General features: G+C 67.1%; 19 protein-coding genes and 1 pseudogene. 11 read left to right on the top strand and 9 right to left on the bottom strand.

Going from position 1 to position 24,487, the window contains the following annotated elements; translation table 11 throughout:
• Window positions 1–16 precede the first annotated feature (16 nt).
• Window positions 17–2,509, bottom strand: a complete 2,493-nt coding sequence (locus tag ACOQPH_RS07380) for a CoA transferase (protein ID WP_420623987.1) — start codon at window positions 2,507–2,509, stop codon at window positions 17–19.
• 154 nt (window positions 2,510–2,663) lie between these two features.
• On the opposite strand from ACOQPH_RS07380, the gene ACOQPH_RS07375 reads away from it, so the two are divergent.
• Complete coding sequence (locus tag ACOQPH_RS07375; protein WP_420623986.1) at window positions 2,664–3,002, top strand: hypothetical protein; 339 nt, start codon at window positions 2,664–2,666, stop codon at window positions 3,000–3,002.
• A 163-nt stretch (window positions 3,003–3,165) separates the two neighbouring features.
• On the opposite strand, the gene ACOQPH_RS07370 is transcribed toward ACOQPH_RS07375, so the two are convergent.
• Entirely contained in the window at window positions 3,166–4,155 is a 990-nt protein-coding gene (locus ACOQPH_RS07370; RefSeq protein ID WP_420623985.1) for a hypothetical protein, read from the bottom strand.
• Between the two features lie 456 nt (window positions 4,156–4,611).
• On the opposite strand from ACOQPH_RS07370, the gene ACOQPH_RS07365 reads away from it, so the two are divergent.
• Complete coding sequence (locus tag ACOQPH_RS07365) at window positions 4,612–5,493, top strand: polysaccharide deacetylase family protein (RefSeq protein ID WP_420623984.1); 882 nt, start codon at window positions 4,612–4,614, stop codon at window positions 5,491–5,493.
• Window positions 5,494–5,655: 162 nt separating this feature from the next.
• Complete coding sequence (hisC, locus tag ACOQPH_RS07360; RefSeq protein ID WP_420623983.1) at window positions 5,656–6,747, top strand: histidinol-phosphate transaminase; 1,092 nt, start codon at window positions 5,656–5,658, stop codon at window positions 6,745–6,747.
• Here the strand turns inward: hisC and ACOQPH_RS07355 are convergent.
• Window positions 6,744–8,216, bottom strand: a complete 1,473-nt coding sequence (locus tag ACOQPH_RS07355) for a pyridoxal-dependent decarboxylase (RefSeq protein WP_420623982.1) — start codon at window positions 8,214–8,216, stop codon at window positions 6,744–6,746. The two genes, hisC and ACOQPH_RS07355, sit on opposite strands and share 4 nt — an antisense overlap.
• A 173-nt stretch (window positions 8,217–8,389) precedes the next feature.
• On the opposite strand from ACOQPH_RS07355, the gene ACOQPH_RS07350 reads away from it, so the two are divergent.
• The gene (locus tag ACOQPH_RS07350; RefSeq protein WP_420623981.1) at window positions 8,390–9,460 is read left to right on the top strand and encodes a phosphotransferase family protein; all 1,071 of its coding nucleotides are present in this window, start codon (window positions 8,390–8,392) and stop codon (window positions 9,458–9,460) included.
• 25 nt (window positions 9,461–9,485) lie between these two features.
• A complete protein-coding gene (gene ung, locus ACOQPH_RS07345) occupies window positions 9,486–10,151 on the top strand; it encodes a uracil-DNA glycosylase (RefSeq protein ID WP_420623980.1) in 666 nt (221 codons plus the stop codon).
• Window positions 10,152–10,224: 73 nt separating this feature from the next.
• On the opposite strand, the gene ACOQPH_RS07340 is transcribed toward ung, so the two are convergent.
• Both ACOQPH_RS07340 and ACOQPH_RS07335 read right to left on the bottom strand, forming a co-directional pair.
• Entirely contained in the window at window positions 10,225–10,863 is a 639-nt protein-coding gene (locus ACOQPH_RS07340) for a VOC family protein (RefSeq protein WP_420623979.1), read from the bottom strand.
• A 188-nt stretch (window positions 10,864–11,051) separates the two neighbouring features.
• Window positions 11,052–13,451, bottom strand: a complete 2,400-nt coding sequence (locus tag ACOQPH_RS07335) for a CaiB/BaiF CoA transferase family protein (RefSeq protein WP_420623978.1) — start codon at window positions 13,449–13,451, stop codon at window positions 11,052–11,054.
• Window positions 13,452–13,675: 224 nt separating this feature from the next.
• Between ACOQPH_RS07335 and ACOQPH_RS07330 the strand changes: the two genes are divergently transcribed.
• The gene (locus ACOQPH_RS07330; protein ID WP_420623977.1) at window positions 13,676–15,955 is read left to right on the top strand and encodes a peroxidase family protein; all 2,280 of its coding nucleotides are present in this window, start codon (window positions 13,676–13,678) and stop codon (window positions 15,953–15,955) included.
• Window positions 15,956–16,175: 220 nt separating this feature from the next.
• Here the strand turns inward: ACOQPH_RS07330 and ACOQPH_RS07325 are convergent.
• Both ACOQPH_RS07325 and ACOQPH_RS07320 read right to left on the bottom strand, forming a co-directional pair.
• Window positions 16,176–16,675, bottom strand: a pseudogene (locus tag ACOQPH_RS07325) (transposase).
• A gap of 275 nt (window positions 16,676–16,950) precedes the next feature.
• Entirely contained in the window at window positions 16,951–17,556 is a 606-nt protein-coding gene (locus tag ACOQPH_RS07320; protein WP_419553451.1) for an enoyl-CoA hydratase/isomerase family protein, read from the bottom strand.
• An 85-nt stretch (window positions 17,557–17,641) separates the two neighbouring features.
• Between ACOQPH_RS07320 and ACOQPH_RS07315 the strand changes: the two genes are divergently transcribed.
• Both ACOQPH_RS07315 and ACOQPH_RS07310 read left to right on the top strand, forming a co-directional pair.
• Window positions 17,642–18,055 (top strand): nuclear transport factor 2 family protein, encoded by a 414-nt coding sequence (locus tag ACOQPH_RS07315; protein WP_419553450.1) that lies wholly within the window; start codon window positions 17,642–17,644, stop codon window positions 18,053–18,055.
• Window positions 18,056–18,087: 32 nt separating this feature from the next.
• Window positions 18,088–19,332 (top strand): acyl-CoA dehydrogenase family protein, encoded by a 1,245-nt coding sequence (locus tag ACOQPH_RS07310; RefSeq protein ID WP_419553449.1) that lies wholly within the window; start codon window positions 18,088–18,090, stop codon window positions 19,330–19,332.
• A gap of 20 nt (window positions 19,333–19,352) precedes the next feature.
• Here ACOQPH_RS07310 and tatB read toward each other — a convergent pair whose 3' ends face one another.
• A complete protein-coding gene (tatB, locus tag ACOQPH_RS07305) occupies window positions 19,353–19,670 on the bottom strand; it encodes a Sec-independent protein translocase protein TatB (RefSeq protein WP_419553448.1) in 318 nt (105 codons plus the stop codon).
• Window positions 19,671–19,742: 72 nt separating this feature from the next.
• Here tatB and tatA point away from each other — a divergent pair, with 72 nt between their 5' ends.
• Both tatA and ACOQPH_RS07295 read left to right on the top strand, forming a co-directional pair.
• Window positions 19,743–19,928 (top strand): twin-arginine translocase TatA/TatE family subunit, encoded by a 186-nt coding sequence (gene tatA, locus ACOQPH_RS07300; protein ID WP_419553447.1) that lies wholly within the window; start codon window positions 19,743–19,745, stop codon window positions 19,926–19,928.
• 64 nt (window positions 19,929–19,992) lie between these two features.
• A complete protein-coding gene (locus tag ACOQPH_RS07295) occupies window positions 19,993–22,380 on the top strand; it encodes a CoA transferase (protein ID WP_419553446.1) in 2,388 nt (795 codons plus the stop codon).
• 10 nt (window positions 22,381–22,390) lie between these two features.
• Here ACOQPH_RS07295 and ACOQPH_RS07290 read toward each other — a convergent pair whose 3' ends face one another.
• Window positions 22,391–22,927: a universal stress protein gene (locus tag ACOQPH_RS07290; RefSeq protein WP_419923364.1), complete on the bottom strand. Its 537-nt coding sequence runs from the start codon at window positions 22,925–22,927 to the stop codon at window positions 22,391–22,393.
• A gap of 166 nt (window positions 22,928–23,093) precedes the next feature.
• On the opposite strand from ACOQPH_RS07290, the gene ACOQPH_RS07285 reads away from it, so the two are divergent.
• A complete protein-coding gene (locus ACOQPH_RS07285; RefSeq protein WP_420621095.1) occupies window positions 23,094–24,443 on the top strand; it encodes an IS1380 family transposase in 1,350 nt (449 codons plus the stop codon).
• Window positions 24,444–24,487 lie beyond the last annotated feature (44 nt).

Here is a 24,487-nt window from a genome sequence, read left to right as displayed (position 1 = left end):
TGTCTCGCTCTTGTTGTCAGTCGTAGACGAAGCCGAGCTCTGCTGGCGGGGGGAGTTCGCCTCCTATGTCGCCGTTGGTTCGCAGGTCGGTGATCTTGTCGGCTGAGAGGCCGGCTACTTCGGCGAGGACTTCGTCGGTGTGCTGGTCGAAGAGGGGGGCGGGCCCTGCGGGGGTAGGGCGGATTCCGTCGAGGGTGAACGGGGACGCAATGTGGCGCCTGTGGCCGGTGACCGGGTGCTCGACGACGTCGAGGTGGTTGGCGAGCTGGGGATTGTCCGGCGCCGTCCACGGATCCCAACAGAACTCAGTGCGGGTACCGGCGAGACGCAGTGCTGCCTGAAGCTCGGCTCGGGTCTGCACGGGCCGTCCGCCATTCGCTCTCACCTCATCGAGCAATCCCCCGATGACGCTGACGGCATAGCGCTCGGCAGTCGGATCTTTCGATGGTGCATCGGCCCCGGCAGCGTCATGTCCGGCAGCAGGGCCGTCGGCGGGGGCATCGGTGATGACCGCGAGCCAGCCGTCTGTGCCTTCTATGAAGCCGCTCCATGCTGCGCCGGGTTCGCGGTTGCCCATGCGGCCGATGTCGCGCCCGGCTGTCGAGGCCAGCACGATGGCCTCGCCGCTGTGCTGCCAGGTGCCTTCCTGCTGGGAGACGTCGATTTCGATGCCGCGACCGGTGCGCTTGGCGTGGTGCAAGCCGCTCAGCAGGGCGAATCCCGCGGCGATGCCGGCGATGGGGTCCGGGAAGTAGATGTTGGAGATGCGGGCGCCTTCGTGCTCGTATCCCTGCCGGTGGCCGAGCCCGCCCATCGCCTCGATGATCGAGCCATAGCCGACCGCGTCCGCGTACGGACCGTTGATGCCGAATGCAGGCATGCGTACGAGCACGATGCGGGGGTTGGCCTCTGCCAGCGTCTCGAACTCGAGCCCGAGCTGCGGCAAGACGTGTGCTGAGAAGTTGGCGACGAGCGCATCGCAGTTGCGCACCAGCTCCATGAACGCGTCCCGGCCCTCGGGCGTGGCAAGCGTGACCACGCAGTCGCGCTTGCCCTTGTTGACGGCGTTGAAGTGGCCGCCCGCCTCGTAGAAGCGATTGTCTGCCACGAGGTGTTCGAGACCCGGTGCCATGCCGTTGTCGTAGGGGCGCTGTGTGCGAAAGCCGTCGAAGGGGTTCTGCGCTTCGATCTTGATGACGTCGATGTCGAGCGGCGTGAGCAGGTTGCCGACATAGGGGCCCGCCCAAGCGATGGTCATCTCGATGACCCGCAGCCTCCGGGCGGGTCGAAGCGCTGAGGTGGGGCGGTCCTCTGATGCGAGATCACCGCGGAGCACCCGAACGCTTCCGGCCTGGGCTGGAGCCGATTCTGGCAACGATGCCTGTGTGGGGAACGCGTCGGTGCCCTGATCGCTGACCCGCTGATTCGGCACCGGCACGCCGTGGGTGTTGAACGGTCGGATCGGTCCGACCGCTGGGCCGGCGGCTGTCTCGATGTTGCCGAGGAAGCCGCGTGCAGCGAGGTGTTCGTCTGCCAGCGCGTCGAGCGGGGTCATCACCATGCCGACGGCCCATGGCGTTTCGAGTGCGAACTGGAAGAGTTCCCGCTTGGTGCGCGCCCCGTACCACGGCTCGATCACCTCGCGGATCTTGTTGACATGACGGACCCGGCGATGCCGGTGGCTGAGCTCAGGATCGTCGATCCACTCGGGCACGCCGAGGTGCAGGCATTGCATTTCCCAGTCGTCACGGCGGATCGATCCTGGGCACACGTAACCGTCGGCGCAGCGGATCGCGCCCGAGGGGTAGGCAGTCGGTGGATGCGGCCCCACCAGCGGCCGCGGCCGCTCGCAGTGCAGCGCATCGCAGTAGCACAGCTCGACCCCTGTCAGCAGCGCTCCCAGCCACGACACGTCCATGTGGGTCTCGGGCCGCCGCAGGATCAAATGCGCAGCCCAAGCCGCCAGTCCGCCCGCGGTGTACTGGGCCTGCCAGCCGGGGAGGCGCAGCGGTTCGGCACCCTCGTCGCCGTTGAAGCCCAGGAAGCCGGTTGCGGTCTGCACCAACAGCTCGTCGGCAATGACGCCCGGGTCGTCTGCGTCTGCACCCCAGGCGGTGACCGTCACAAGCTTGGGTGCCGGGTCGCCCGCAGCGGCGCGGGCAACCAGTCGCTGCGGGTCCCACGGAGTGCCGGCGAGCCCCGCCAGGGTGTCACTCGCAATCACCACGTCGGGCCACGACGGGTCGAGATCGTCCGCTGCGCAGTTCAGCTTCCCTGCGTTCAGATGAACGAACAGGGGACTCAGCTCGCCGTTGTGCAGCGGGACGTCGTCGACCGGTTGGCGCCGGGCAGGATCGCCGTCCGGCGGCTCGATCTTGACAACCGTCGCGCCGGCACCCGCGAGCAGCCGACCGGCGAATGGCCCGGCGATGCCGGTGGCCACTTCCAGCACTCGCATCCCGGCGAGCGGCGGCTCGACAGCAGCGGCAGCATCGGGCGAATCGGGCATCGGATCACGCTACCTGCGGTCGCCTGCGGGGTTCCGAGACGGCGTTGGCGCAGCATCTGGATCTGCATCTGGCGACGTGTAGGGTGTACAACTTTCGATATATCTCATATAAATTGATTTGCCCACGAGCTGACCGCATCGTTAGGTTTAGAATGTGGATGTGACAGTCGCCGCCCAAGTCTTGACGATGGTGCTTGCAGCCGTCGCAATCGTCTGGCACCAGCAGCGCAGCATCGACAAGCTGCGTGCGGAGATGCGTGACGAGATCGGCGGTCTGCGTGACGAGATCGGCGGTCTGCGTGCGGAGATGCGTGACGAGATCGGCGGTCTGCGTGCGGAGATGCATGCGGAGTTTGCCAGCCTGCGGGCTGAGGTCGCCAGCAACGGGCAGCGTCTTGCGCGCATCGAGGGGTACCTGGGCATCGGCATGCCGCCTGAAGCGGCGGCGGTCGCTGCGGGCGCTGCACTCGCCGAATCCGCACCTGCGCAGTAGCCACCGGCACTGGGAGCGGTCGGCAATTCGTGGTGCCGAACCGGTGCCCGTCTCTGCTCCTGCCGTCAACGCACCTATGAACTGCCTCGGCGCATCGCTTGCTCGATTCCTGCGATCCCCGCCCCGACATCGCTGGACACGACACCAGATGGGCACGGTGTGACTATTGGACGACAGGATCGGCAGTGCGCGTATGCAGTTGCCCCCAACACACGACAGCACCGCTTGTTCGCAGCGCGCACGTCTGGTCCCCCCGAGCGGTGACGGATGTGTAGTTGCCGTCGGGCGCGATTGCCTGATTCAACAGCCAGTTCCCGCCGAATGGCCCCCCACCGGGAGACCTGTTGTTGCCCCAGCAGTGGATGGTGCTGTCGGTGCGCAGCCCGCACGTATGGCCGCTGCCCGCGGTGACGGCTGTGTAGCTGCCGTCGGGCGGGTCTGACTGGCCGTGGCTGTTGTAGCCCCAGCAGGTGATGGTGTTGTCGGTGCGCAGCGCGCACGTATGTTGAGAGCTGGCGGCGACAGCCTTGAAGCTGGCACCGGACTCGTCGGCTGGCGGGTCGTCATTTCTGTCACGGGGCGAACACGGGGAGCTATCGGTGCCCGCGGGCTGGGCGGTGAGTCGTGCTTGGTCGCCGACGAGGCAGGCGGTATGCCAGCGGTCGGTGCCGGCGAGGCGAGTCATGTCACGCCCGGCGACCTTGGCCTCAGGCACCGCAGACATGCCCCCCACGATGAAGCCGCCTCCAGCCGAGGCATCAAGACGCGCCATCTGGTCGGCGGATATCGATTCGCTACGCGCCCCGGCCCGCACGATGCAATCGGTGCCGATTGCCCCGGCCAAGGTCACAGCGCTGTAGAGGTCCGATTCAGCCGCTGCGTCTGATGCCACCAAAATCGGCACATTGTCAGTGCAGTCGGTCGTGTCGAGTTCAGCGTCGGCGGACGCGTCGGCGGCGTTCGTCTCGCGAGTGATTCCGGCGCTTCGTCGTGCTTGGGCACCGACTAGGCGAGCGGTGTGCCAGCGGTCGGTGCCGGCGAGGCGGATCATGTCACGTCCGGCGACCTTGGTTGCAGGCACCGCAGCTACGCCTCCCACCACGAACCCGCCCGAGGCAGCGACGTCTAGGCGGGCCTGCTGCGACGTCGGCATCTGCTCATCCCGAGCCCCGCGAGCACAATGCAATCAGTTGCGATCACTCCGGCGAGCGTCGCGGCGCTATAAAGGTCTGATTGCGCCGCCGCGTCGCTGGCTACGACAATGGGCACATCGTCCTCGCAGCTCTTGTCGGCTTGCGGGGGCAACCAAACTTGCGCCGGGTTCGCCCCAGCGGGCACTGGCGCTGTGGCGACGAGGGCAATAGCGAGCGCTGCAACGCCGAACCGCCGTTGAGTTATTGCCGCACGCGTCGGAGCAATTCGGGCAGGATGGCGCGTCACTCGGCAAACCGTAGCGGCGCCCTCGGCGTACTTGAATCTGGCACCAGCACCTGCGCGGCGGATGGACTGGGCCGAGGAGTGCGAGTCGGTCAGCGGTGTCGACGGTCACAATGACGGCGGCCCGACCGGTGGTGGAAATCGCGTCCGGCGGCTTCGGTAGGGTCCGCAGATGAGCGACGAAACGGTGAACGGCGCCACAGGCCTCACGGTCTGTCTGAGCTTCGACTTTGATGCGATCTCGATCTGGACGGGGCCACGAGGTTCAAGATCGCCGAACCTGACCGCCCGCGGAGAATTCTCCACGATCGGGGCGCACCGGCTGCTCGACCTGCTCGACGAACGCAGCCTTCCCTCCACGTGGTTCATCCCCGGCCACACCATCGACACCTTCGGCGACGTGTGCGCCCGGGTGGTTTCGGACGGGCACGAGGTGGGCTACCACGGCTACTGCCACGAGGCCCCCTCGTCCAAACGTGACGAAGCCGACGAGCGGGCCATCCTGACGCGCTCGATGGATTGCCTCGAACGGCTCTCGGGCAGTCCGCCAGTCGGGCACCGGGTGCCGGGCGGCAACTGCGGGGACCGCTGGATCAGCCTGCTTCTCGAGCACGGATTCTCCTATGACTCCTCCATGGCCCGCAACGACTACGCACCCACGTGGTGCCGGTTGGGCGACGTGCCCACCACCGACGGTCCGCACCAATTCGGCGGTGAGGTGGACCTCGTTCAGCTGCCGTTCGACTGGATCCTCGACGATTGGCCTTACTTCAGCTACGACGGACCCACGGTGCAAGGGCTGCGCACCCCCGACCACGTCTATGACGTGTGGTCCGCCGAGTTCGACTACCTCTGCGACCGGGTCGGCAGCGGGGTGTTCGTGCTCACGATGCATCCCCAGTGCATCGGACGGGGCAGTCGCATGCTGATGCTCGAACGGCTCATCGATCACATGGCATCGGGGCCCGGCGTGACGTTCACCACCATGGCGGCTGTTGCTGACGAGTTCCGGGCGGCCGCCACGCCAGGCGACCAGGCGAACCGCTGCTTGTAGACAGCCAGGGCCCGAGCGGTCTGTGAGCGAAGCGAACACGAGCGGGAGTCATATGGCATCAACACACACGCCGAAGCCTCTCCACGGTGTGTGCACCCGGTAACTTGCCGCCGGGCAGTGCCACGACTCGGTGGCCGCCCCGAGAATCAGGAGTGCCAGCGCATGATCGGACGACCAAGGTTGGCCGTAGAGGGGCTGCCGGAATACAAGCCAGGTCGCTCAGCCGCGCAGGCCGAGGCCGAGCACAACCTGGTCGAGGCGGTCAAGCTGGCCTCCAACGAGAATGCCAACGACCCGCTGCCCTCAGTGGCTAAGGCAGTCGCCGAGGCCGCGTCGAGCATGAATCGCTATCCCGATCATCGCTGCATGGAGGTGCGGGAAGCGCTGGCCGACAGGCACGGCGTCGGACTCGATCAGGTCACTGTCGGCTCGGGATCGGTGGGCGTGCTCCAGCAGCTGTTTGCCTCGTACGTCGATCCCGGCGATGAGGTCGTGTATCCGTGGCGCTCGTTCGAGGTCCATCCGGTGTTCTGTGCAGTGTCCGCGGCTCGGGCTGTGACGGTTCCGCTCGTCGACCATGCCTTCGACCTCGACGCCGTCGCCACAGCGGTGACGGACTCCACGAAGATCGTGGTCCTCTCGACCCCCAACAACCCGACCGGCACGGTCTGTTCGACTGCAAAACTGCAGCGCCTGCTCGCAGCCGTGCCTGACGACATCATCGTGGTGGTCGATGAGGCATACCGGGAGTTCGTCACCGATGCTGCGGTGGCCGATCCCATTGAAGCCATCGTGCCCGAACACCCGAATGCGCTCGTGCTGCGCACGTTCTCCAAGGCCTATGGCCTTGCCAACCTACGTGTCGGCTATGGCGTCGGGCACCCGGGCGTCGTCGGCGCGCTCGACAAGGTGGCGCTTCCGTTCATCGTCAGCGGCATCGCCCAGGTGGCCGCGCTGGCGTCGCTGGAGCCTCAGGCCGCAGCGGAGTTAAGCGAACGAGTGGCAGGCATCTTGGCGGAGCGCGAGCGAGTGAGTGCTGCGATGGATGAACAGGGCTGGCCTGTCGTGCCGAGCCAAGCCAACTTCGTCTACCTGCCGGTGAGAGCTGGGGCCATGGACCTGTTCGTCCGGCTGGAGAAGCAGGGTTTGGTGACCCGCCCGTTCGAGGGCGAAGGCGTGCGGATCAGCCTGGGCACGCCGGAACAGAACGACCGATTGCTGGCCGCCTTGGGCACGTTCGGACCTGCCGGCTAGACGGCGGCCTCGCTGATCGTCTTCCACAGCCGATCCAGGTGCTCGCGATCGGTGCGGGACTGACCGATCGCCACACGGATGATGCTGTGGCCATCCAGCTTGGAGGGGGTCAGGTAGGCGACGCCGCTGTCGTTCACCGCCGCAGCAACCGCATCGGTGGCGCGGTCCGCGGCTTCTTGTGAAGTCTGGAAGTCGTCGGCGGGACTGCAGCGGAAGCACACCAGCGAGAACGGGTGCGGCGCCACGATCTCGAAGCGAGGGTCGTCGTCGAGTCGTTGCGCCAATTCCTGGGCCATGGCGACGTGGTGGCGCACCATCTGTCGCAGCGCCGCGGCACCGTAGCTGCGCAGAACCCACCACAGCTTGAGCGCTCGGAAGCGGCGACCCAGCGGCACCTGCCAGTTGCGGTAGTCGATCACGTTGCCAGCGTCGCTCTGGGCGTTGCGCAGGTACGGCGGGTCAATCGACAGCGCCTCGGTGAGCGCCTCCCGCTCCGCGACGTAGAAGGCCGAGCAGTCGAAATTGACCATCATCCACTTGTGAGGGTTGAACACGTAGCTGTCCACCAGCTCGATGCCGTCCTGGTGGCGACGGAACTCGGGGCAGATCATGGCCGTGCCCGCATACGCAGCGTCGACGTGATGCCATAGCTCGTGCTCGCGGGCGATGGCGCAAATGGCCCGGACCGGGTCGACCGCGGTGGTGCCGGTAGTGCCGACGGTTGAGCCGACGAACGCCGGTACAAGACCTGCAGCCGCGTCGGCCTCAATTGCAGCGCGCAAAACGTCAGGTCGCATTGCCCTGTGCTCGTCGGTCTCGATGAGGCGCACCACGCCGAAGCCCGCAATGTTGGCGCCCTTCTCCACCGAGCTGTGCGCCTGGGCCGAGGTGTAGGCCACCATCTGGGTCGCGGGCAGGCCGCTGCGAGCGCTAGCGCGGTGGCGGGCCGCGACCAGGGCGACATGAGTCGCGTCCGACGCGCTGCCCTGCAGCACGCCGCCTCCGGTCGACGTGGTCTTCCAGTGGCCCGGCAGGCTCAGCAGATCCACCAGCCAGTCGAGCATGTGGCTCTCGATTTCGGTCATTGCGGGCGAGGCCGACCACAACAGGCCGATCAGCCCGAGCCCTGCGGACACCGTGTCGGCCAGCACCGATGGCGGGGAATTGTTCGCCGGGAAATAGGCGAACCAGCCCGGATGCTGCCAGTGCGTGACGCCCGGAAGCACAACGCGGTCCAGATCGGCGAGCAGGTTCTCGAACGGCTCGGCCTCTTCGGGGGCGGCGTCGGGCAGCATCGCCCGGATGTCACCCGGTGCAACGGTGGACGCCACCGGCAGCGACTCGATGCGTTCCCAGTAGTCGGCGATCCAGTCGATGACCGCTCGGCCATGCTGCCGGAACTCGTCGGGCGTCATGTGCGGGGGCGGCGACGTCAGCTCTGAAGGCAGACCTGGTGCGGTCGGGTCCATGGCGCCGACGCTACCGGTCGCCGCCGCCGCGATTCGTCGCGGATTCGCGGTGCCGGTGCAGCCCTCGGCGCGGGTGTGCACAGCCCGCAGCGGGCGCCGCCCGTTGCCATAGTGTGTGCGAACTGCGCCAGCCTGCACATTGGAGGGCGCTCGCCAGGTACAAGGGGGAGAAGATGGCCGACGAGGCGGCAGGCGAGTCAACAGCAGACGCTGTCGTCGGGTACGACGTGCCCGCGGTGGAGGCATGGATCGACGCCAACGTCGACGGGCTCGAGTCGCCGTTCACCTGGACTCAGCTCGAGGGTGGCCACAGCAACCTCACCTACAAGCTGACCGCCGCCGACGGCACCACGGCGGTCGTGCGCCGCCCGCCGATGGGGGAGCTGCTGCCCAAGGCGCACGACATGGGGCGCGAGTTCACGATCATCAGCGGTTTGGGGCCGACGGATGTGCCGGTCGCCATCGCCTACGGCTACTGCGAAAGCCCCGATGTGACCGGCGCTCACTTCTACGTGATGAGTCATGTCGAAGGCAGGCCCCTGTTCGAATCTGCCGATGCCCGCGAGCACCTGAGCGCCGAAGGCAGAGCACATGTCGGCATGTCGTTCATGGACGTGCTCTCAGCGCTGCACTCGGTGGATCCCGACGACGTCGGCCTGGGCAATCTTGGCAAGAAGGAGGACTACGTCGGGCGCCAGATTCGCACCTGGTACCGCTCCTGGACAGCCTCGGCGGAAGCGGCAACCTACGACACTCCCGTCGTCCACGAACTGCACGACTTCCTCTCCGAACACAAGCCAGAGCAAGGTCCGGCGCGCGTCGTGCACGGCGACTACGGCCTGCACAACTGCCTGTTCAACCCCAGCGGCGAATTGCAGGCGGTGTTGGACTGGGAGATCTCCACACTCGGCGACCCGCTGGCGGACTTCGCCTACGCGCTGAACGGCTGGACCGAGCCGAGCGACGACATCCTGGAGGGCTCAGATCCGCCGACGCTGGTGGACGGATTCGTCAGCCGCGCTGACCTCATCGAGCGCTACGAGGAACACACGGGAGCGGATCTCTCGCAGTTGGCGTACTACGTCAGCTTCAACCATTGGAAATCGGCGTGCATCATCCACGGCGTGTACGCCCGCTATATGCGTGGCCAAAAGCCCGCTGACGACGTGGACTTGGATCTGTACCGAGCACGCATCGGGCGCGGCATCGAGTTGTCGGCAGCGGCAGCAGCAGCGATCTCCTGACGCCGTGGATCTCAGCTAGCGGGCTATGCCACGCACCGACTGGAACCCAATCCTGCGGGGCGAGTTCGACAAGCCCTACTGGCCGATCCTGCAGCAGTACGTAGCCGACGAGCGTGCCCAGAGCGCCGTGTACCCACCCCACGATCAGGTCTTTGCTGCGCTTCACCTGACGCCATTCGCCGAGGTGAAGGTCCTGATTCTGGGCCAGGACCCCTACCACGGCCCCGGCCAGGCCCACGGACTGTGCTTCTCGGTTCCCCGGGGGATCCCGCAGCCGCCGTCACTGCAGAACATCTTCGCCGAGCTGCACAGCGACCTTGGCATTGAGCCGCCGTCGCACGGCAATTTAGAGGCGTGGGCGCGCCAGGGTGTGCTGCTGCTCAACGCGTTTCTCACGGTGCGAGCCCGCCAAGCGGCATCGCATCGGTCGGCTGGCTGGGAGACCTTCACCGACGAGGTCATCCGTGCCGTCAGCGCAAGACCCGAGCGGGTCGTGTTCATCCTGTGGGGCGCGTTTGCCCGCCGCAAGAAATCGCTTGTGGACCTGACCCGACACGTGGTCATCGAATCGGCTCACCCGTCGCCGCTCAGCGCGCACAACGGGTTCTTCGGCAGTCGCCCGTTCAGCCGTGCGAATGCCGCCCTGGTGGCCGCCGGACGTCAGCCCGTCGACTGGCGCGCGGACGACTAGTCAGCGCTGGACGCCATGCGCCCGGTGCAGGGCCAAGGGTTGTTGACCGGACGGGCGCTGATCCCCCCCCGGCTCAGCGGAGAGTGACGCGGCCGTTCGGCGTGTCGAGCGTCGCTTCGAGGCTGACGCTGTCGCCTGCGTTCACGTCAACGTCGATGCCGATTGCGGCGTGCAGCGCTCGGATGTGGTCCGGGTCGGGGTGCGTTCCGGCCAGCGACACCAACGTGCAGCCCGTCGGCGTCACGGTGGCGGGATGGGTGGTGTCGCCCCAGTCGATGACAAACGGGGCCAGGCCGGCCCCCTCGGCAAGACCGGCGGGGGACAGGGTGAGCGACCAGTGGAGCTCCTCGCCGTCGGGCTTGACGCGGCTCATCGAGATGATCTCGCCGGGGTCCTCGCCGCAGACGCGCATCGCCTCCACCACGTCGTCGATGGTCTCGCCGTCCGACGCATGCACGGCGAACGTCACGAACTTCGGCCCGCTCAGGCTGTCGATCCCGAACGGCCGCGGATTGGCCGGGGCGGGCTGTTCTGGGTCGGGCGCGATGATCTCCAGATAGACGTCGTCGCCGAGCGACAGGAGCGTGTTGCGGGTGCCGACGCCCGGGTGGGGCCCACCGGGCGCCGCACGCATACCGACGAGTGCTTCCACGGCCGCAGTGCCAGCTTCAAGGTCCGGTGCCGCGACGACGATGTGATCGATTGCTGCCATGCGCGCACGTTAGAGGCTGTGCGGAGAGACGGCAAAACCGCCAGACCAGGTCGACCGGCGCGGACTGTTTGCAGAAATGCTGCCTCAGGCGGCAAATTTGCGCACAGATTGCTGCCTGCACCAAATTTGTGCAGAAATGCTGCCTCAGCGAGCATTTCTGCACACAGAAGGCTCGCACTGTCGCTGGGCTAGTCGAATGCCTCGGCGGCGGCCAGCTCGGCAACGCGATCGGCGTCGTAACCGAGATGCTCGGTCAGGACTTCATAGAGGTGCTCTCCGAGAGCGGGAGCGGCGACCTCTGGCCACACTCGGCTGCGCGACATGGTGAACCGAGGAGCCTCGATGATCGTCGAGCCATGCGTCGAGTGGGGAACCTCAACCCAGTGACGCCGGTGGGTGAGCTGGGGGTCGACTGCCAGCTCGGGACTGTTCTGCACCCGGTGCGCAGCCACGCCGGCGTCCTGGCACTGCCGTTCCACCTCTGCTTCATCGAGTTTGCTCGTCCAGGCGGCGAGGGCGGCCTCGAGCTCTGCCCGTCGTTCGAGTCGGTCGCCGACCGACAGCGTCGCCAGGTCATCGCAGCCGACAAGGCGGGCGAGCGCAGCCCATGCGTCGTCATCTTGCGCAACGACGGCCACCCAGCGGTCGTCCCCGGCTGCGGGGAAGACACCGTGCGGGCAGGCGTGCTCGCTGGTGTTACCTCGCCCGCCCACGACAGTGCCATTACGCAAGTACTCCAGCATGGCGGGCGCGATGAAGTGAATCGACGCCTCCGCCTGAGAGAAGTCGATGTAGCGGCCCTCACCGGTCCGGCGTTGATGATCGACGGCAGCCAGCAGGCTGGCCAGTGCCGGATGCGGCGAGGTGTAATCGGTGATGGCGCCATAGGGCCCGACCGGAGCGCGATCGGGCCATCCGGTGATGTTGTAGAACCCGGCCATCGCACCCGACAGGTTGCCGTACCCCGCAAAGTTTGCAAGCGGCCCGCTCTGGCCGAACAGGCAGGTCGACAGCATCACGACCGATGGGTTGACCTCGCGCACGTTGTCGTAGTCGAGACCCCATGAACGCATGGCTCTGGGCGTGTAGGCCTCGCACACGACGTCGGCCCAGCGGATCAGGTCGTGCGCGACTTCGAGGCCGGCTGGCGTGCCCGGATTCAGCGTGATGCCGAGCTTGCCCGCATTCATGTTGTTGAACAGGGCGCTGTTCTCGGGCCCAGGGTCGTTGTTGATGAACGGCAGGAACGTACGGCACGCGTCGAGGCGGACTGATGACTCGACCCGGATCACGGTCGCCCCTGCATCGGCGAGGATCCGGGAGAACGTGGGACCGGCCACTGCCCACATGAAGTCGAGCACCTTCAAGCCTTCGAGCGGGCGCTCACATCTGGTCGGCGCCTCCGGGGCGAACACTGCAGGTGTCCGCTGCGAGGCCAGGACAGCGGCCGTGTGCTCGCCGATGGCCGGCACCCGATCGGCCGAGCCGTCGGTGGGTTCGGGCTTCATCCAATGCCCCGGATAGCGCTGCCCGTCAATGTCGTCCCAGTAGCTGCGAGCGGCCAATTGCTCCGATGCTGCGGCGTCGGCGGTTGTGGCGACCGGTGCGAGCAGCAGGCGATGATCGTTGGCGAGGGCGAACAGCTCCTGCTTCGTCCGGGAGGCCGTGAATGCGGCGACGCATTCCTTGGTTCGCTCGAAGTCCTCGATTGTCTCGCTTCCGTCGCTGAGCGCCATGCCGTAGCCGATCCAGTCCTTCGACGCGGTCTCGGAATCGCAGAATCCTGCCTCGTGCACCAAGTTCATCAGCCGAGCCGTCGCCGGCCCGATGGCAGCCCCGAACACGTGGGTCACCGAGACGTGCCCGTCGCTGGCCGGGTACATGAACCGCAGCCGGAGGTCGCCGCTGCGCACAGCTCCGCCGCCTCGCAGGGTCAAGGGGGCTCCGATCAGCGAGCACAGCACCGACGACATCGTCGAGTTCATTGCGACGGCTTGCGCCGATACGTCGATGTGCTGGCCCCCGCCGGATTGGTTGCGTTCCACCAGTACAAGCGTCACCAGTGATGCAGCGTGCGCAGCGGCGTGACGGAATGCCTGAGGGACGCCCACGCCGAGCGGTGCCCGGTCTTCGTCGCCGCACAGGTGCATCGGGCCGCCTGATGCCCACACAGTCAGATCGGCCGCCGCCCAGTCGGCCTTGGGACCGGTCTGGCCGAACGGCGAGATCGAAGCGATGACGAGTGCGGGGTTGATCTCGGCGAGTGCGTCGGGTCCCAGGCCCAGCGATGTCAGCTCGCCAGGTGGGGCCGACTCCAGCAGCACGTCGGCGCCGGCCGCGAGACCGCGGAGCGCTTCGGCGCCATCGGGGCTGGTGATGTCGAGTTCAACCGACTTCTTGCCGCGGGCATAAGGGGAGTGCGTCAACGAGGTGCCGTCGGCATCGAACGGGCCCAGCTGCCGCACTGGGGTGCCGCCCGGCGGCTCGATGGCAATGACCTCGGCGCCAAGCCTTGCCAGGATGAAGCCCGCGAGATGCCCGCGGTCGTCTGTGAGGTCGAGTACTCGATACGGCGACAGCAGGGTCATGTGCCGCCGAAAACTACTCGCGTACGGCGAAGTCGTCGCTGGGCTAGTGCTTCACATGAAATAGACACAGGTATCCATGAACAGTGCGTCATCTCTCTGTAGTCTGCGCCGGTGCTTTGCCCAGCATCGGGATCGCCACCGGACGCCATCGGATCGCCCCGACTCTCAAAGCTCACCCTTGGGTGGCGGGCGGCGCAGATGATGCGACACGCTTATCGGGCCCGATGAGCGGCCCATTTGAGCGCGCAGATCCTCCACGCACGCGGCGGAGCGGGCGGCCGCAGATCGCCGTTTGCACCGCGCTGGCCGTGCTGGCCTCGGTCCTTGTGACGGTGGGCACGGCGGCGCCCGCAGCAGCAGCTGAGGAGGACGACCAAACCAGTCCTGCGTTGTCGACCGCTGCCACCTCTGAGCTGTGGTCGGCATCGCTGAGTGTGGGCCAAAGCACCGGTGCGACCGGATTCGCCGCCAGCTCCCGCCTCGGCGCCGTGTCGGATGACCAAATCACCATCGGGGGTACCAGCCACGCGGTGACAGAGCTCACTGTCGCATGCAGCCGGCCCGACACCGACTGTGCGGTGCACTTCGCCGTCACCCCTGCCATCGACGGTAGGACCGACAGGCTGGTGCTGCGGCTGCGGCAGGTGTGGCTGAACCTGGCCGACGCACGGTCTGACGGGGAAGTCCTGACGTGGACCGGCGTGCGGGTCCGGCTGCGTGTTGGCGACATCGTCCCGGTTGCCCTGCGCGAATACCCCATGTCGTTTGGGGTGCGCTCGCTCGACGGCTGGGGCAACAATGTCGAGAATCCCGAGTTCGGCTCGGCTGGCGCTCAGCTGCTCCGGCTGGCAGCCGCGAACTACGCCGGGCTCTCAGATGTGCCCACGGACATGCCTGGGTCGAGGGCAGTCAGCAACATCGTGGCAGCTCAGGCCAGGTCAATCACCAACGCCGCCCAAGCCACCGACATGGTGTGGCAGTGGGGACAGTTCTTGGACCACGACATCAGCCTTACGCCCAAGCACAACCCCGCAGAGTCGTTGCCGATCCCGGTTCCGACCGGGGACGCTGTCTTCGATCCCACATCCGCTGGGACTCGCACGATTGCCTTCAACCGGTCGGCTCACGGCACTGCTGCAGGCGGCACCCGGCAGCAGCTCAACGTGGTCACGTCGTTCATCGACGCCTCGAATGTCTACGGATCGTCATTAGATCGAACGCAGGCGCTGCGAACCAACGACGGCACGGTGAAGCTCCGCACATCGGGCAACGGCCGATTCTTGCCATTCAATGAGTTCGGACTCGACAATGACAGCGGCGGCCGAGGCGCCGGAAGTTCTCGCACTGATCTGTTCGCGGCAGGTGATATTCGGGCGAATGAGCAGGTGAGACTTTCCGCATTACACACACTGTTCGTCCGTGAACACAATCGCCTCGCCGACCTGATCGCGACCGCCCATCCCAGCTTGTCCGGGCAGGAGATCTTCGAAATGGCTCGCAAGATCGTTGGCGCTGAGATGCAGGTCATCACCTACAACGAATTCCTGCCGATACTGCTGGGCCCCGATTCGGTCGGCTCCTACGACGGCTACGACCCAGCAGTCGATGCGTCCATAGCGAATGAGTTCTCCACGGCGGCCTACCGGGTGGGGCACACCATGCTCTCGCCCGATCTCCTCATGGTTGACGAGAACGGCATCGAGAGGACGCTCTCGCTGGCCGACGCGTTCTTCGCGCCGTCACGGGTGACCGACGAGGGCATCTCGGGCTTGCTGCGCGGCCTCGCAACACAACTGGCCCAGCAGGTCGATACTCAACTGGTCGACCCAGCCCGCAACATGCTGTTCGGCCCGCCCGACAGCCCCGGACGCGACCTGGCCGCGCTCAACATCCAGCGGAGCCGCGACCACGGACTGGCGTCCTACAACGCGGCCCGCCAGGCGTACGGGCTGCCAGCGGCAACGAGCTTCGGCGACATCTCATCTGACCCCCAAGTACAGGCGAAGCTGCGCCAGGCCTACGGCGAAGTCGGCCAGATCGACCTCTGGACGGGCGGGCTCGCCGAGGACCATGTGGAGGAGGCCATGGTCGGCGAGACGTTCCAGACGATCATCGCTGACCAGTTCCGCCGTCTGCGTGACGGTGACCGTTTCTGGTACCAGAACGACACGTGGTTCGCCGCCAACCCCGATGTGCTGGCGGAAGTGGACGCCACGACACTGGCAGACATCATTCGCCGCAACACGCCGATCGGCGATGAGATCGGAGACAACGTCTTCATCAACGCATCGCGGGGCTACGACATCGCAAGCGTGAGTGAGAGCGACAGCTACGAGGACACATCGTCGAGCGAAGGGCACACGGCCGCGGAAGAGATCGACGAGGACGACGGTCCTGACGAGCCGACCGAGACCCAGTCGGGTGCCCTGAACGCTCAGCCATCGTCCAGCGCCCAGGACCGCTGGCCAGTCCCGCGCTTCGCCCACCCAAACGAACCGATGTAGAAGAGCAACTCCGAGAACCCACCGGCGAGGCCGCAGGATCCTCAAGTGGAGCTAGGGGGAACTGGAGACTCAACCCTGCCTCTGACCTGCGGAAACACAGTCCCCCCTCCGACACTCGAACTGGTGTTCGACAGAGCCAAGGTGCAAGCCTCGCGATTTCGCAGCACCTGTTGGTGGGTCATGCCGATAACGAGCTCGCTGGGCTGACCGCGCCCGTCCCTCACGCAGCGTCGGGGTGGTCGAGACAGCGGATGTGGCCGTCTCGTAGCCCCCAGAACACCAGGGTGAGGACCTTGCGAGCGGCAGCAACGCGTGCTTTGTTGACGCCGCGCCGCTCGGCGACTTGCCGGTAGAAGGCTTGGAGGTGTGGTCCGCCGTGGTTCTTGGAGATGGCCTCGACGGCTGCCCAGCGCACCAGGACGGGACCTTGTTTGGTGATCCGACCGCGCACCACTTTGGTGTCCGATTCCCGGTGGCGGGGAACCAGCCCCGCCCAGCTGCACAGCCGGCGCGGTTCGCGAACCGGTCTATGTCACCGATCTCGGCTACGAACACTGCGCCGGTGACGGGGCCGACGCCGTGGATGGCCTGAATGGCCCGATACCCGTCGTCGTTCGCTACGCGGCGGGCGATGGTCGCATCGAGGGCGTCGATCTGGGTGTCATAGACCTCGATGAGGTCTCGCAGTGACTCGAGGCGCTGCTCGAAGGCGGGCGCCATCTGGGTGCCGTCGAGCCATCTGGCGCCGCCCTGTCCCCACAACCCGACGGGCTGGATCAGACCTTGTTTGCCCAGCACCGCGTGCACCTGGGCCTTGAGGCCCGCTTGGAGTTGGCGGAGCTTGTGGCGATACCGGACCAGCTCCCGAAGCTCCGCGAAGGCAACCGTGCCCTCACGCGCGTCCTCGGAGCGAAACGCGAGCGCCGAATACTCGTGGTAGAGCCTCAGGCCGTCGCTCAGCGACATGTCGCGACCTCGGTACGCCAGCTCCTTTGTCAGGCGGATCGCCATCGGGCCGTTGGCGGCGATGCGTTCGGCGAGCTCGTAGGCGGTCGACAGGAGCTCCCTTGGCGCGGCCACTCGCTGACCAGCCCGATGCGCAGTGCTTCCGCAGCGTCGATGAACTCGCCGCTGAGCAGGAGCCGCATCGCATCGGACATGCCGATCATCGCCGGAAGCCGCAACGCCCCATAGCCGTGCAGGATCGCCCACTTGACCTCGGGGCAGCCGAACTGGGCGGTCTCCGATGCGAGGCGAATGTCGCAGAACAACGCCAGCTCCAGTGCCCCGGCCAGGCAGTAGCCGTTCACCGCAGCGATCGTCGCCTTGCTGCACTCCAGGCCGACGTCGAACCGATCCGGCCGCCACGGCCTCCACTCGCCTCCTCCGGCGAACTCGAGGAGGTCGTGGCCGGCCGAGAACGCTCGATCGCCGGCCCCGGTGACGATGACGCACCGTACGTTCGAGTCAGTGTCGGCAGCCCGGATAGCGTCGCTCATGGCGCCGTACATCTCGTCGGTCATTGCGTTCATCTTCTCGGGCCGATCGATGGTGATACGGGCGACGTGATCGGCGACCTCATAGCGCACGTTCTCGCTCATCTGCCAAGGCTCGGTAGCAACACCGGGCCATGTCGCCTGACGAAGCCAGCGCTTGTCCCAGCGCGGTGGGCTACTATCGGGGTCCATGACCGATCGGCGTACCCGTCTCGCTCAGCTGACACACGAGTTCCTCGACGCGTTCAATCGCTTCGACCTCGAGGCCGCCATGGAGTTCTTCTCCGAAGACGGTGTCTATGAGGAGTTCAACGGACACCGCAACGCCGGTCACACGGAGGTGCGGGCCGCCTTCGAGCCACAGTTCGCAGGGGCCTTCGGTGACATGAAGTTCCTCGACGAAGATCTCTTCATCGATGCCGACACGGGCAAGGTCATGGCGAGCTGGCTGTGCACGCTCGACGTCCATGGTCATCCCACGTCGTGGCATGGACTCGACCTGATCTACTGGGACGACGACGACCACGTCACCCACAAGCTGACCTACGCCAAGGCGAAGGTCCCTCTGTTCGATCCCGCGGTGCCCAAGGGAGCAACGAGCTAGTCCACTGGCCGGTCGCCCCCGAGGCTGCGGGCGTGGACTTCTCGGACGAGGACCCCAGGCGGGCCAGGGTTCGAGCCTGGATCGAGGCGAACCCCGAGCCGACCCCCCGGCAGCTGGCCGAGGCCGGGTGGGTGGCTCCCCACTGGCCCCGGCCGTGGGGTCTCGACGCCGACCCGATGGACCAGCTCCTCATCGACGACGAGTTCGCGGCGGCCGGCATCGAGATGCCCCACAACGGCATCGCCATCGGTTGGGCCGGACCGACGATCATTCACGCGGGCAGCGCGGCCCAGAAGGAGCGCTACCTTCCTCCGATGCTCACCGGCGAGGAGATCTGGTGCCAACTCTTCAGCGAGCCGGATGCCGGCTCCGACCTCGCCCGGCTTGCCACGCGGGCCGTCCGCGATGGCGACCACTACATCGTCAACGGCACCAAGATCTGGTCGTCCGGTGCCCATCAGTCGAAGTTCGGCATCCTGATCGCCAGGACCGACCCCGACGTTGCGAAGCATCAGGGCATCTCCTATTTCATCTGTCCGATGGACGCGCCCGGCATCGAGCTCCGGCCGATCATCGACATGACGACAGCGCACTCGTTCAACCAGATCTTCTTCACCGACGTCGAGATTCCGGTCGCCAACCGCATCGGCGGAGAGGGCGATGGCTGGCGTCTGGCCAGGGTGACCCTCGGCAACGAACGCGTCTCACTGTCAGGCGAGGGCTGCCTGTGGGGCAATGGGCCGACCGCTACTGACCTCGTCGATCTCGTCAGGGAGAGCGGCGGTGTGGACGATCCCGTGCTTCGGGCGCGGCTCGCCAGGGTCTTCATCGAGGGCGAGGTGCTGAGGCTGATTCGGCTCCGGACGGTGGCGGCTCGCTTGAAGGGCGCCGAACCGGGTCCCGAAGCGTCAGTCCGCAAGGCCCTCGCCGACGACCACGGCCAGAACGTCATGCGCCTGGCCAAGGACCTGAGCGGCGCGAGCGGCATGTTGACCGATGCCGGCCCGGTGGGCACCTCGGCGACCGACGTGTGGGTCCACGCCGGCGCCAAGGCGACCGGCAACACCTCGGCCGACGGCGCCAGTCCATCGATCGTCGACGTCAGGATGGACGAGTGGCACTACGGCTTCCTGTTCTCGTCCGCGCTCACGATCGGCGGTGGGACGGCGGAGGTGCAGCGCAATATCGTCGCCGAACGGGTCCTCGGGCTCCCTCGCGACTTCCACGTCGAGTCGGGCCTGACCTGGGCCGAGGCGCGGGCTGCGGACCGGGTCTGAGCTCGGGGAAGGCTGCCCGGTCAGTCGGCTGCGCCCGACGCTTGGTCCCCGGCCTCGGAGCCCCGATCAGAGCCACCGTCACGCTCGTCGGGTCGAGGGTCGGCGGCGGGGCGGTAGGCCCGGTTGGGCTTCGGCGACGACGGGGTCGTGGTCTCGGGCTCCATGCCCGGAATGTCGATGGCCTGTTTGATCTCATCGGTGACCCCGGTAGACATCTTCCGGAGCTCCCTCATCAGGCTGCCGATGGATCGGGCCGCCTGGGGAAGCCGCGTCGGACCGAGCACCAACAAGGCGACCACGAGTATGACCAACAGCTCGAGTCCCGAGATGTTGAACACGCACGCGATGTTATTGGCTCGCGGTTCGGAGCACCCTGGGCAGGTCTCCTGTTCAACAGGTAGCCTCCCGGCGTGAACATCGGTGCCCCCGAGCTGCTCATCATCCTCGTGATCTTGCTGCTCGTCTTTGGCGGGGCGAAGCTCCCGAAGCTGGCCCGCTCGTTGGGCCGGGCCCAGCAGGAGTTCAAGACCGGACTCTCCGAAGCCAGCCCGGGATCGTCCGCTGGCAAGGACGACTCCGCCGACAGCGCTTCATAGGACCTCCACAGCCTCTCACCGTGGGTGTCTAGGCTGCGCGACGCCGCGACCGAGGCAAGGCACCGTGCGGGGGATTCGGGTACTCGATCTGAGCACAGATCAACCGGGCGCTTATTGCACGCGCCTGCTCGCTTGTGTGGGGGCGGACGTCGTGGTGGCCGAGTCCCCTGACGGGCACCCACTGAGGGGTGAGCCCCCACTGCTGAGCGATGGGTCGTCTGCGGTCTGGGAGTATCTGCAGGCCTACAAGGCGCTGATCCGCGTCGAGCCGGGGACGCCCGACGCCGAGCTCGTGGACGGGTTCGATGTCGTCGTGCTGTCCGATGAGATCCCCCATCCCGACCTTGCCCATCGCGTGGCCGCTCTGAGGGACGCCCATCCCCGCGTCGTCGTCGTGGCGATCACCGGCTTCGGTCTGACCGGGCCCGCTTCGGGCTGGCGGGCCGGACCGCTGGAGCATTGGGCCATGGGGGGCCATATGGCCCTCAACGGAGAGCGTGACCGCGAGCCGATCCCGGGCGGCGGGCCGTGGGTCAGCCGGCTCGTGGGCGCGACGGCTGCTATCGGCGCCCAGGCCGCTGTGGTGAACAGCCGGGTGGACGGCGTCGGTGATGTGGTGGACGTCGGCGCCATGCAGGCGCTCGCCTCGTGCCACCAGTGGACGATCGTTCTCTACACGCACAACGGGGTTCTGAAGGAGCGGTGGGGCAACCGGCAGGGCGAGCAGCACCATCCCCTCTCGTTGCATCCGTGCGCGGACGGGTGGGTCTGTCTCGGTTGTGTCGCCCGGCATCAGTGGGAGGGCCTCTGTGTCGCGATGGACCACGTCGAGTTGCTCGCCGACGACGATCTCTATACGCCCGCCGTGCGGTTCGATCGGGCCGACGAGCTTGACGTCCTGATCAACGGGTGGACGAGCCAGCACACGGTGGCGGAGGTGGTCGCCGCGGTGCAGGCGAATCAGGGCCCGGCCGGTCCGGTCACGAACCTGATGGACACGCTCGCCGATCCTCAGCTGAATCACCAGGAATACTGGGTTCCCGGGCGGCCCGGTCTCAGGATGCCGGGCGTCCCCTTCGAGATACCGGGCACGACACCAGCGTTTCGGGCCGCTCCCCGGGAGCCCGAGCCCGGCGAGCCAGCCCGGGCCCTCGATCTGGAGAAGGTCCGGCCTCTCTCGGGGGTGAAGGTCGTCGAGTTCTCGATCGCGTGGGCCGGGCCTCTCGTCGGTCGGTTCCTGGCCGATCTCGGGGCCGACGTCGTGAAGGTCGAGCATCCGACGGCCCGTGGGCTCGCCATGCCCGATCCGAGCCTGATGGCCGCCGAGTCCGCGTCGTGGACCTGGGGCGAGCTGCCGAGTGCGTCGTTGCGCAACGGGGTCTTCCCGGACAACGAGGCAGGCACCAGGTGGTGGAACCGCCTCGGGTTCTGGAACAAGATGAACAGGGGAAAGAGGAGCCTCTGCCTCGACGTCAAGGCGCACGGTGGTCGCGAGGTGCTCGAACGCCTCGTCGCCACCGCCGATGTGGTGTTCAACAACTACAGCCCCCGTGGTGTCCGGTCGCTAGAGATCGATCACGAGACGCTCCGGCTGATCAAGCCCGATCTCGTCACCGTCGACCTCTCCGGATACGGCAGCACCGGACCTGATGCCGACAAGGTGTCCTGGGGGCCCATCCTCGACGCGAGCAGCGGCCTCGCCTCGACCACCGGATACGCCGACTCGGGTCCCTACAAGCAGGGCCTCGCTTTCCCAGACGTGTCCGGAGGACTGCACGGCACGACCGCCGTTCTCGCCGCGCTCTGGCAACGATGGATCACCGGTGAGCCCGTGCACGTCGACCTCTCCCAGCTCGAGACCCTCCTGGTCCTCGCAGGCGACCAGCTCCTGGAGATCTCCGACACTGGCGAGCAGCCCCGGCGCAACGGGGCACGCTCACGCTTTCGTGCCCCGTCGGGCGTCTATCGGTGCGCCGGCGAGGACGACTGGGCCGTCCTCTCGGTGCGCTCGGAGAGCGACTGGCGACGCCTGGTCGGCGTCATCGACGAGCTCGACGACGAGAGATGGTCCGATGTCGAGGCCCGGCTCGCCGATCACGACCGGATCGACGAGATCATCTCGCGATGGACGCGCCGCCGGTCCAAGCACGACGTCATGGCAACGCTTCAGGGTCACGGTCTGGCCGCGTCGGTCGTCATGACGAACGTCGACCTCGTCACCGATTCCCAGCTTGAGGCCCGACACTTCTTCGTCGACCTCGACCAGCAGGACTGCGGTCCCCAGACGTTCCCCGGCTTCCCGATCGTGTTCGACAACACGTCTGTGGGCCTGCGGCCGGCTCCCGGCCTGGGCGCTGACAACGACGAGGTGCTGGCCGAGCTCGGCTACAGCTCGGGCGAGATCGTCGAGCTCGCCGCGTCGGGAGCGATCGCTGACGAGCCGCCCGACTGACGACCGCGCCTCAGCCCGCCGGGTGCTCGACCACGACGGGCGCCACGCCGCTCCGGACGACGGCTTCGGTGATACTGCCCGTGAAGAGCTCGGCGATGGGGCGCCGGGAGTGGGTGGCCATCGCGATGAGGCCCGCGCCGACGTCACGCGCGTACTCCACGATCGCCTGGGCGGCGTCCTTGTGGTCGAGGACCACTGCCCGGCTGTTGTCGGGAAAGCCCTCGAGCTGGGCGGTGAGAGCGATCTCGGTGGTCTGCCTCACCCGCCGGATCGCCTGGCCGCGCGGCTCGACGACGGCGCCGATACGACCTTCCTGGCTCGGCATCGTCGAGTAGGCGACGTGGGCGTCGGTGTAGCCGGTCAGGCCGGTACCGCCGCGGCCCCGCCGGAGGCTCTCGTGAACAGCGTTGAGATCGACGACCCGGAGCAAGTGGACCTCGGCATCGCTGAGCCGGGCGAGCCTCCGGGCAGTCGGCAAGATCGTGGCCGAGACGTCCGTATCGTCGAGGCACACGACCATCAGCAGGGTCTCGTCGTTCAGTGGCATCCGGGCCTCCCCTTTCGCCGGACGCTACCCGGGCCCTCAGCACTAGCCCTGATTATTCACGAGCCGGGCGGAGTGGTTTGTCCGGGTCCGCGGAAAAGCCCCTCTGACCTGCAACGATGCATATCTGCAATGAAAGCATCCGCAGTTTCAGGGGGGCATCTCCGAGGTGAAACCTAGCAGTGTCACAAACGCGTGTCTGGCAGGCGGCGGGGACCGGGTGGTGTGGGGTGCGGGGCTGTTCGCTTTGGGCGGTTTCGCGGACCGTGTCGGGCTGACCGAGGCGCTGTCGGCCGCGGTGCCCCCACGGGGCGAGCGGGCCCCGGTTCATGACCGTGGCGAGGTGCTGGTCCATGGATTGTTGATGCTGGCCGCCGGCGGTGAGGCGTGCACCGATATCGAGTATCTGCGCGCTCAGCGGGAGCTGTTCGGCGACGTGGCGTCGGACTCGACGCTGTACCGCACGATCACGGGCCTGGGCGCGAGCGGCCCGGCGGCGCTGTTGGGCGCGGCCGCAGTGGTGCGCGAGCGGTTGTGGGCCGACCGTGACCGCAGCGGCCCGCTGGTGGTCGATGTCGACTCGACATTGTTGGAGGTCCACTCGGAGAACAAGGCGGGCGCTGCGCCCCATTACAAGGGCGGGTTCGGGTTCCATCCGATGGTGTGCTCCACCGCGGACGGGGAGCCGCTGTGGATAAAGCAGCGGCCCGGCAACGCCGCAGCGAACGACATCGCCGATCACCTCGAAGTGATCGACGCCGCGGTGGCGACGCTGCCCGAGCCCGACGCCGCAGGCCACCGCGAAGGCGACGACGACAGTCTCGTGGGGCGTGCGCTGGTGGTGCGCGTCGACGCTGCGGGATGCTCGCCCGCACTCGCCGCGAAGCTGCGTGACCGCAACATCGGCTACGCGGTGTCGGCGCGGTCGAATCGCGGCATAGAAGCAGCCATCCGCGCCGGGCTGGGCGACCCGGACCGCTGGCACAACGCCCCGAAGCGGCCCGGCCAGCGCAAGCGACGCGCCGCTCAGGTCGCGGACCTCACCGACCTCGCGGACCTGTCGGGGTGGCCGCAGCGCACACGGCTGGTGGTGCGCCGCGAGCCGCGCCACCCCGGAGCGCAGCGCACCCTGTTCCCCAGCGACAACTTCCGCTACTGGGGATTCCTCACCGACCAGCCCCGCAGCGCCGTGCAACTGGACCAGCTGATGCGCTCACACGCCGACGTCGAGAACGCCGTACGCCGGCTCAAAGACAGCGGCCTGACGCGCATGCCGTTCACAGACTGGCACGCGAACAGCGCCTGGGCCGCCATGTCCATGATCGGTCTCGCGCTCGTGGGCTGGTTCCAGAACGCATGCCTCACCGGCGCGCTGCGCCGAGCAGCCCCCAAACGGCTCCGCTGGCAGCTATGGCACCTGCCCGCCCTGGTGTGCCACAGCGCACGGCGCGCCCTCTTGCGGCTGCCCCAACAGCACCCCGGCGCCAAAGCACTCCTCGCCATCGCCCACCCCCGCTGACTCCCCAGCCGACCTGCTCTGCTCGACGCCTGCCCCGGCGGGAC

It is taken from the genome of Candidatus Poriferisodalis sp., assembly GCF_965221945.1.
Lineage (GTDB): Bacteria > Actinomycetota > Acidimicrobiia > Acidimicrobiales > Poriferisodalaceae > Poriferisodalis.
Note: the sequence above shows the minus strand (reverse complement) of the source record. Positions and strands in the feature narration are given on the sequence as shown.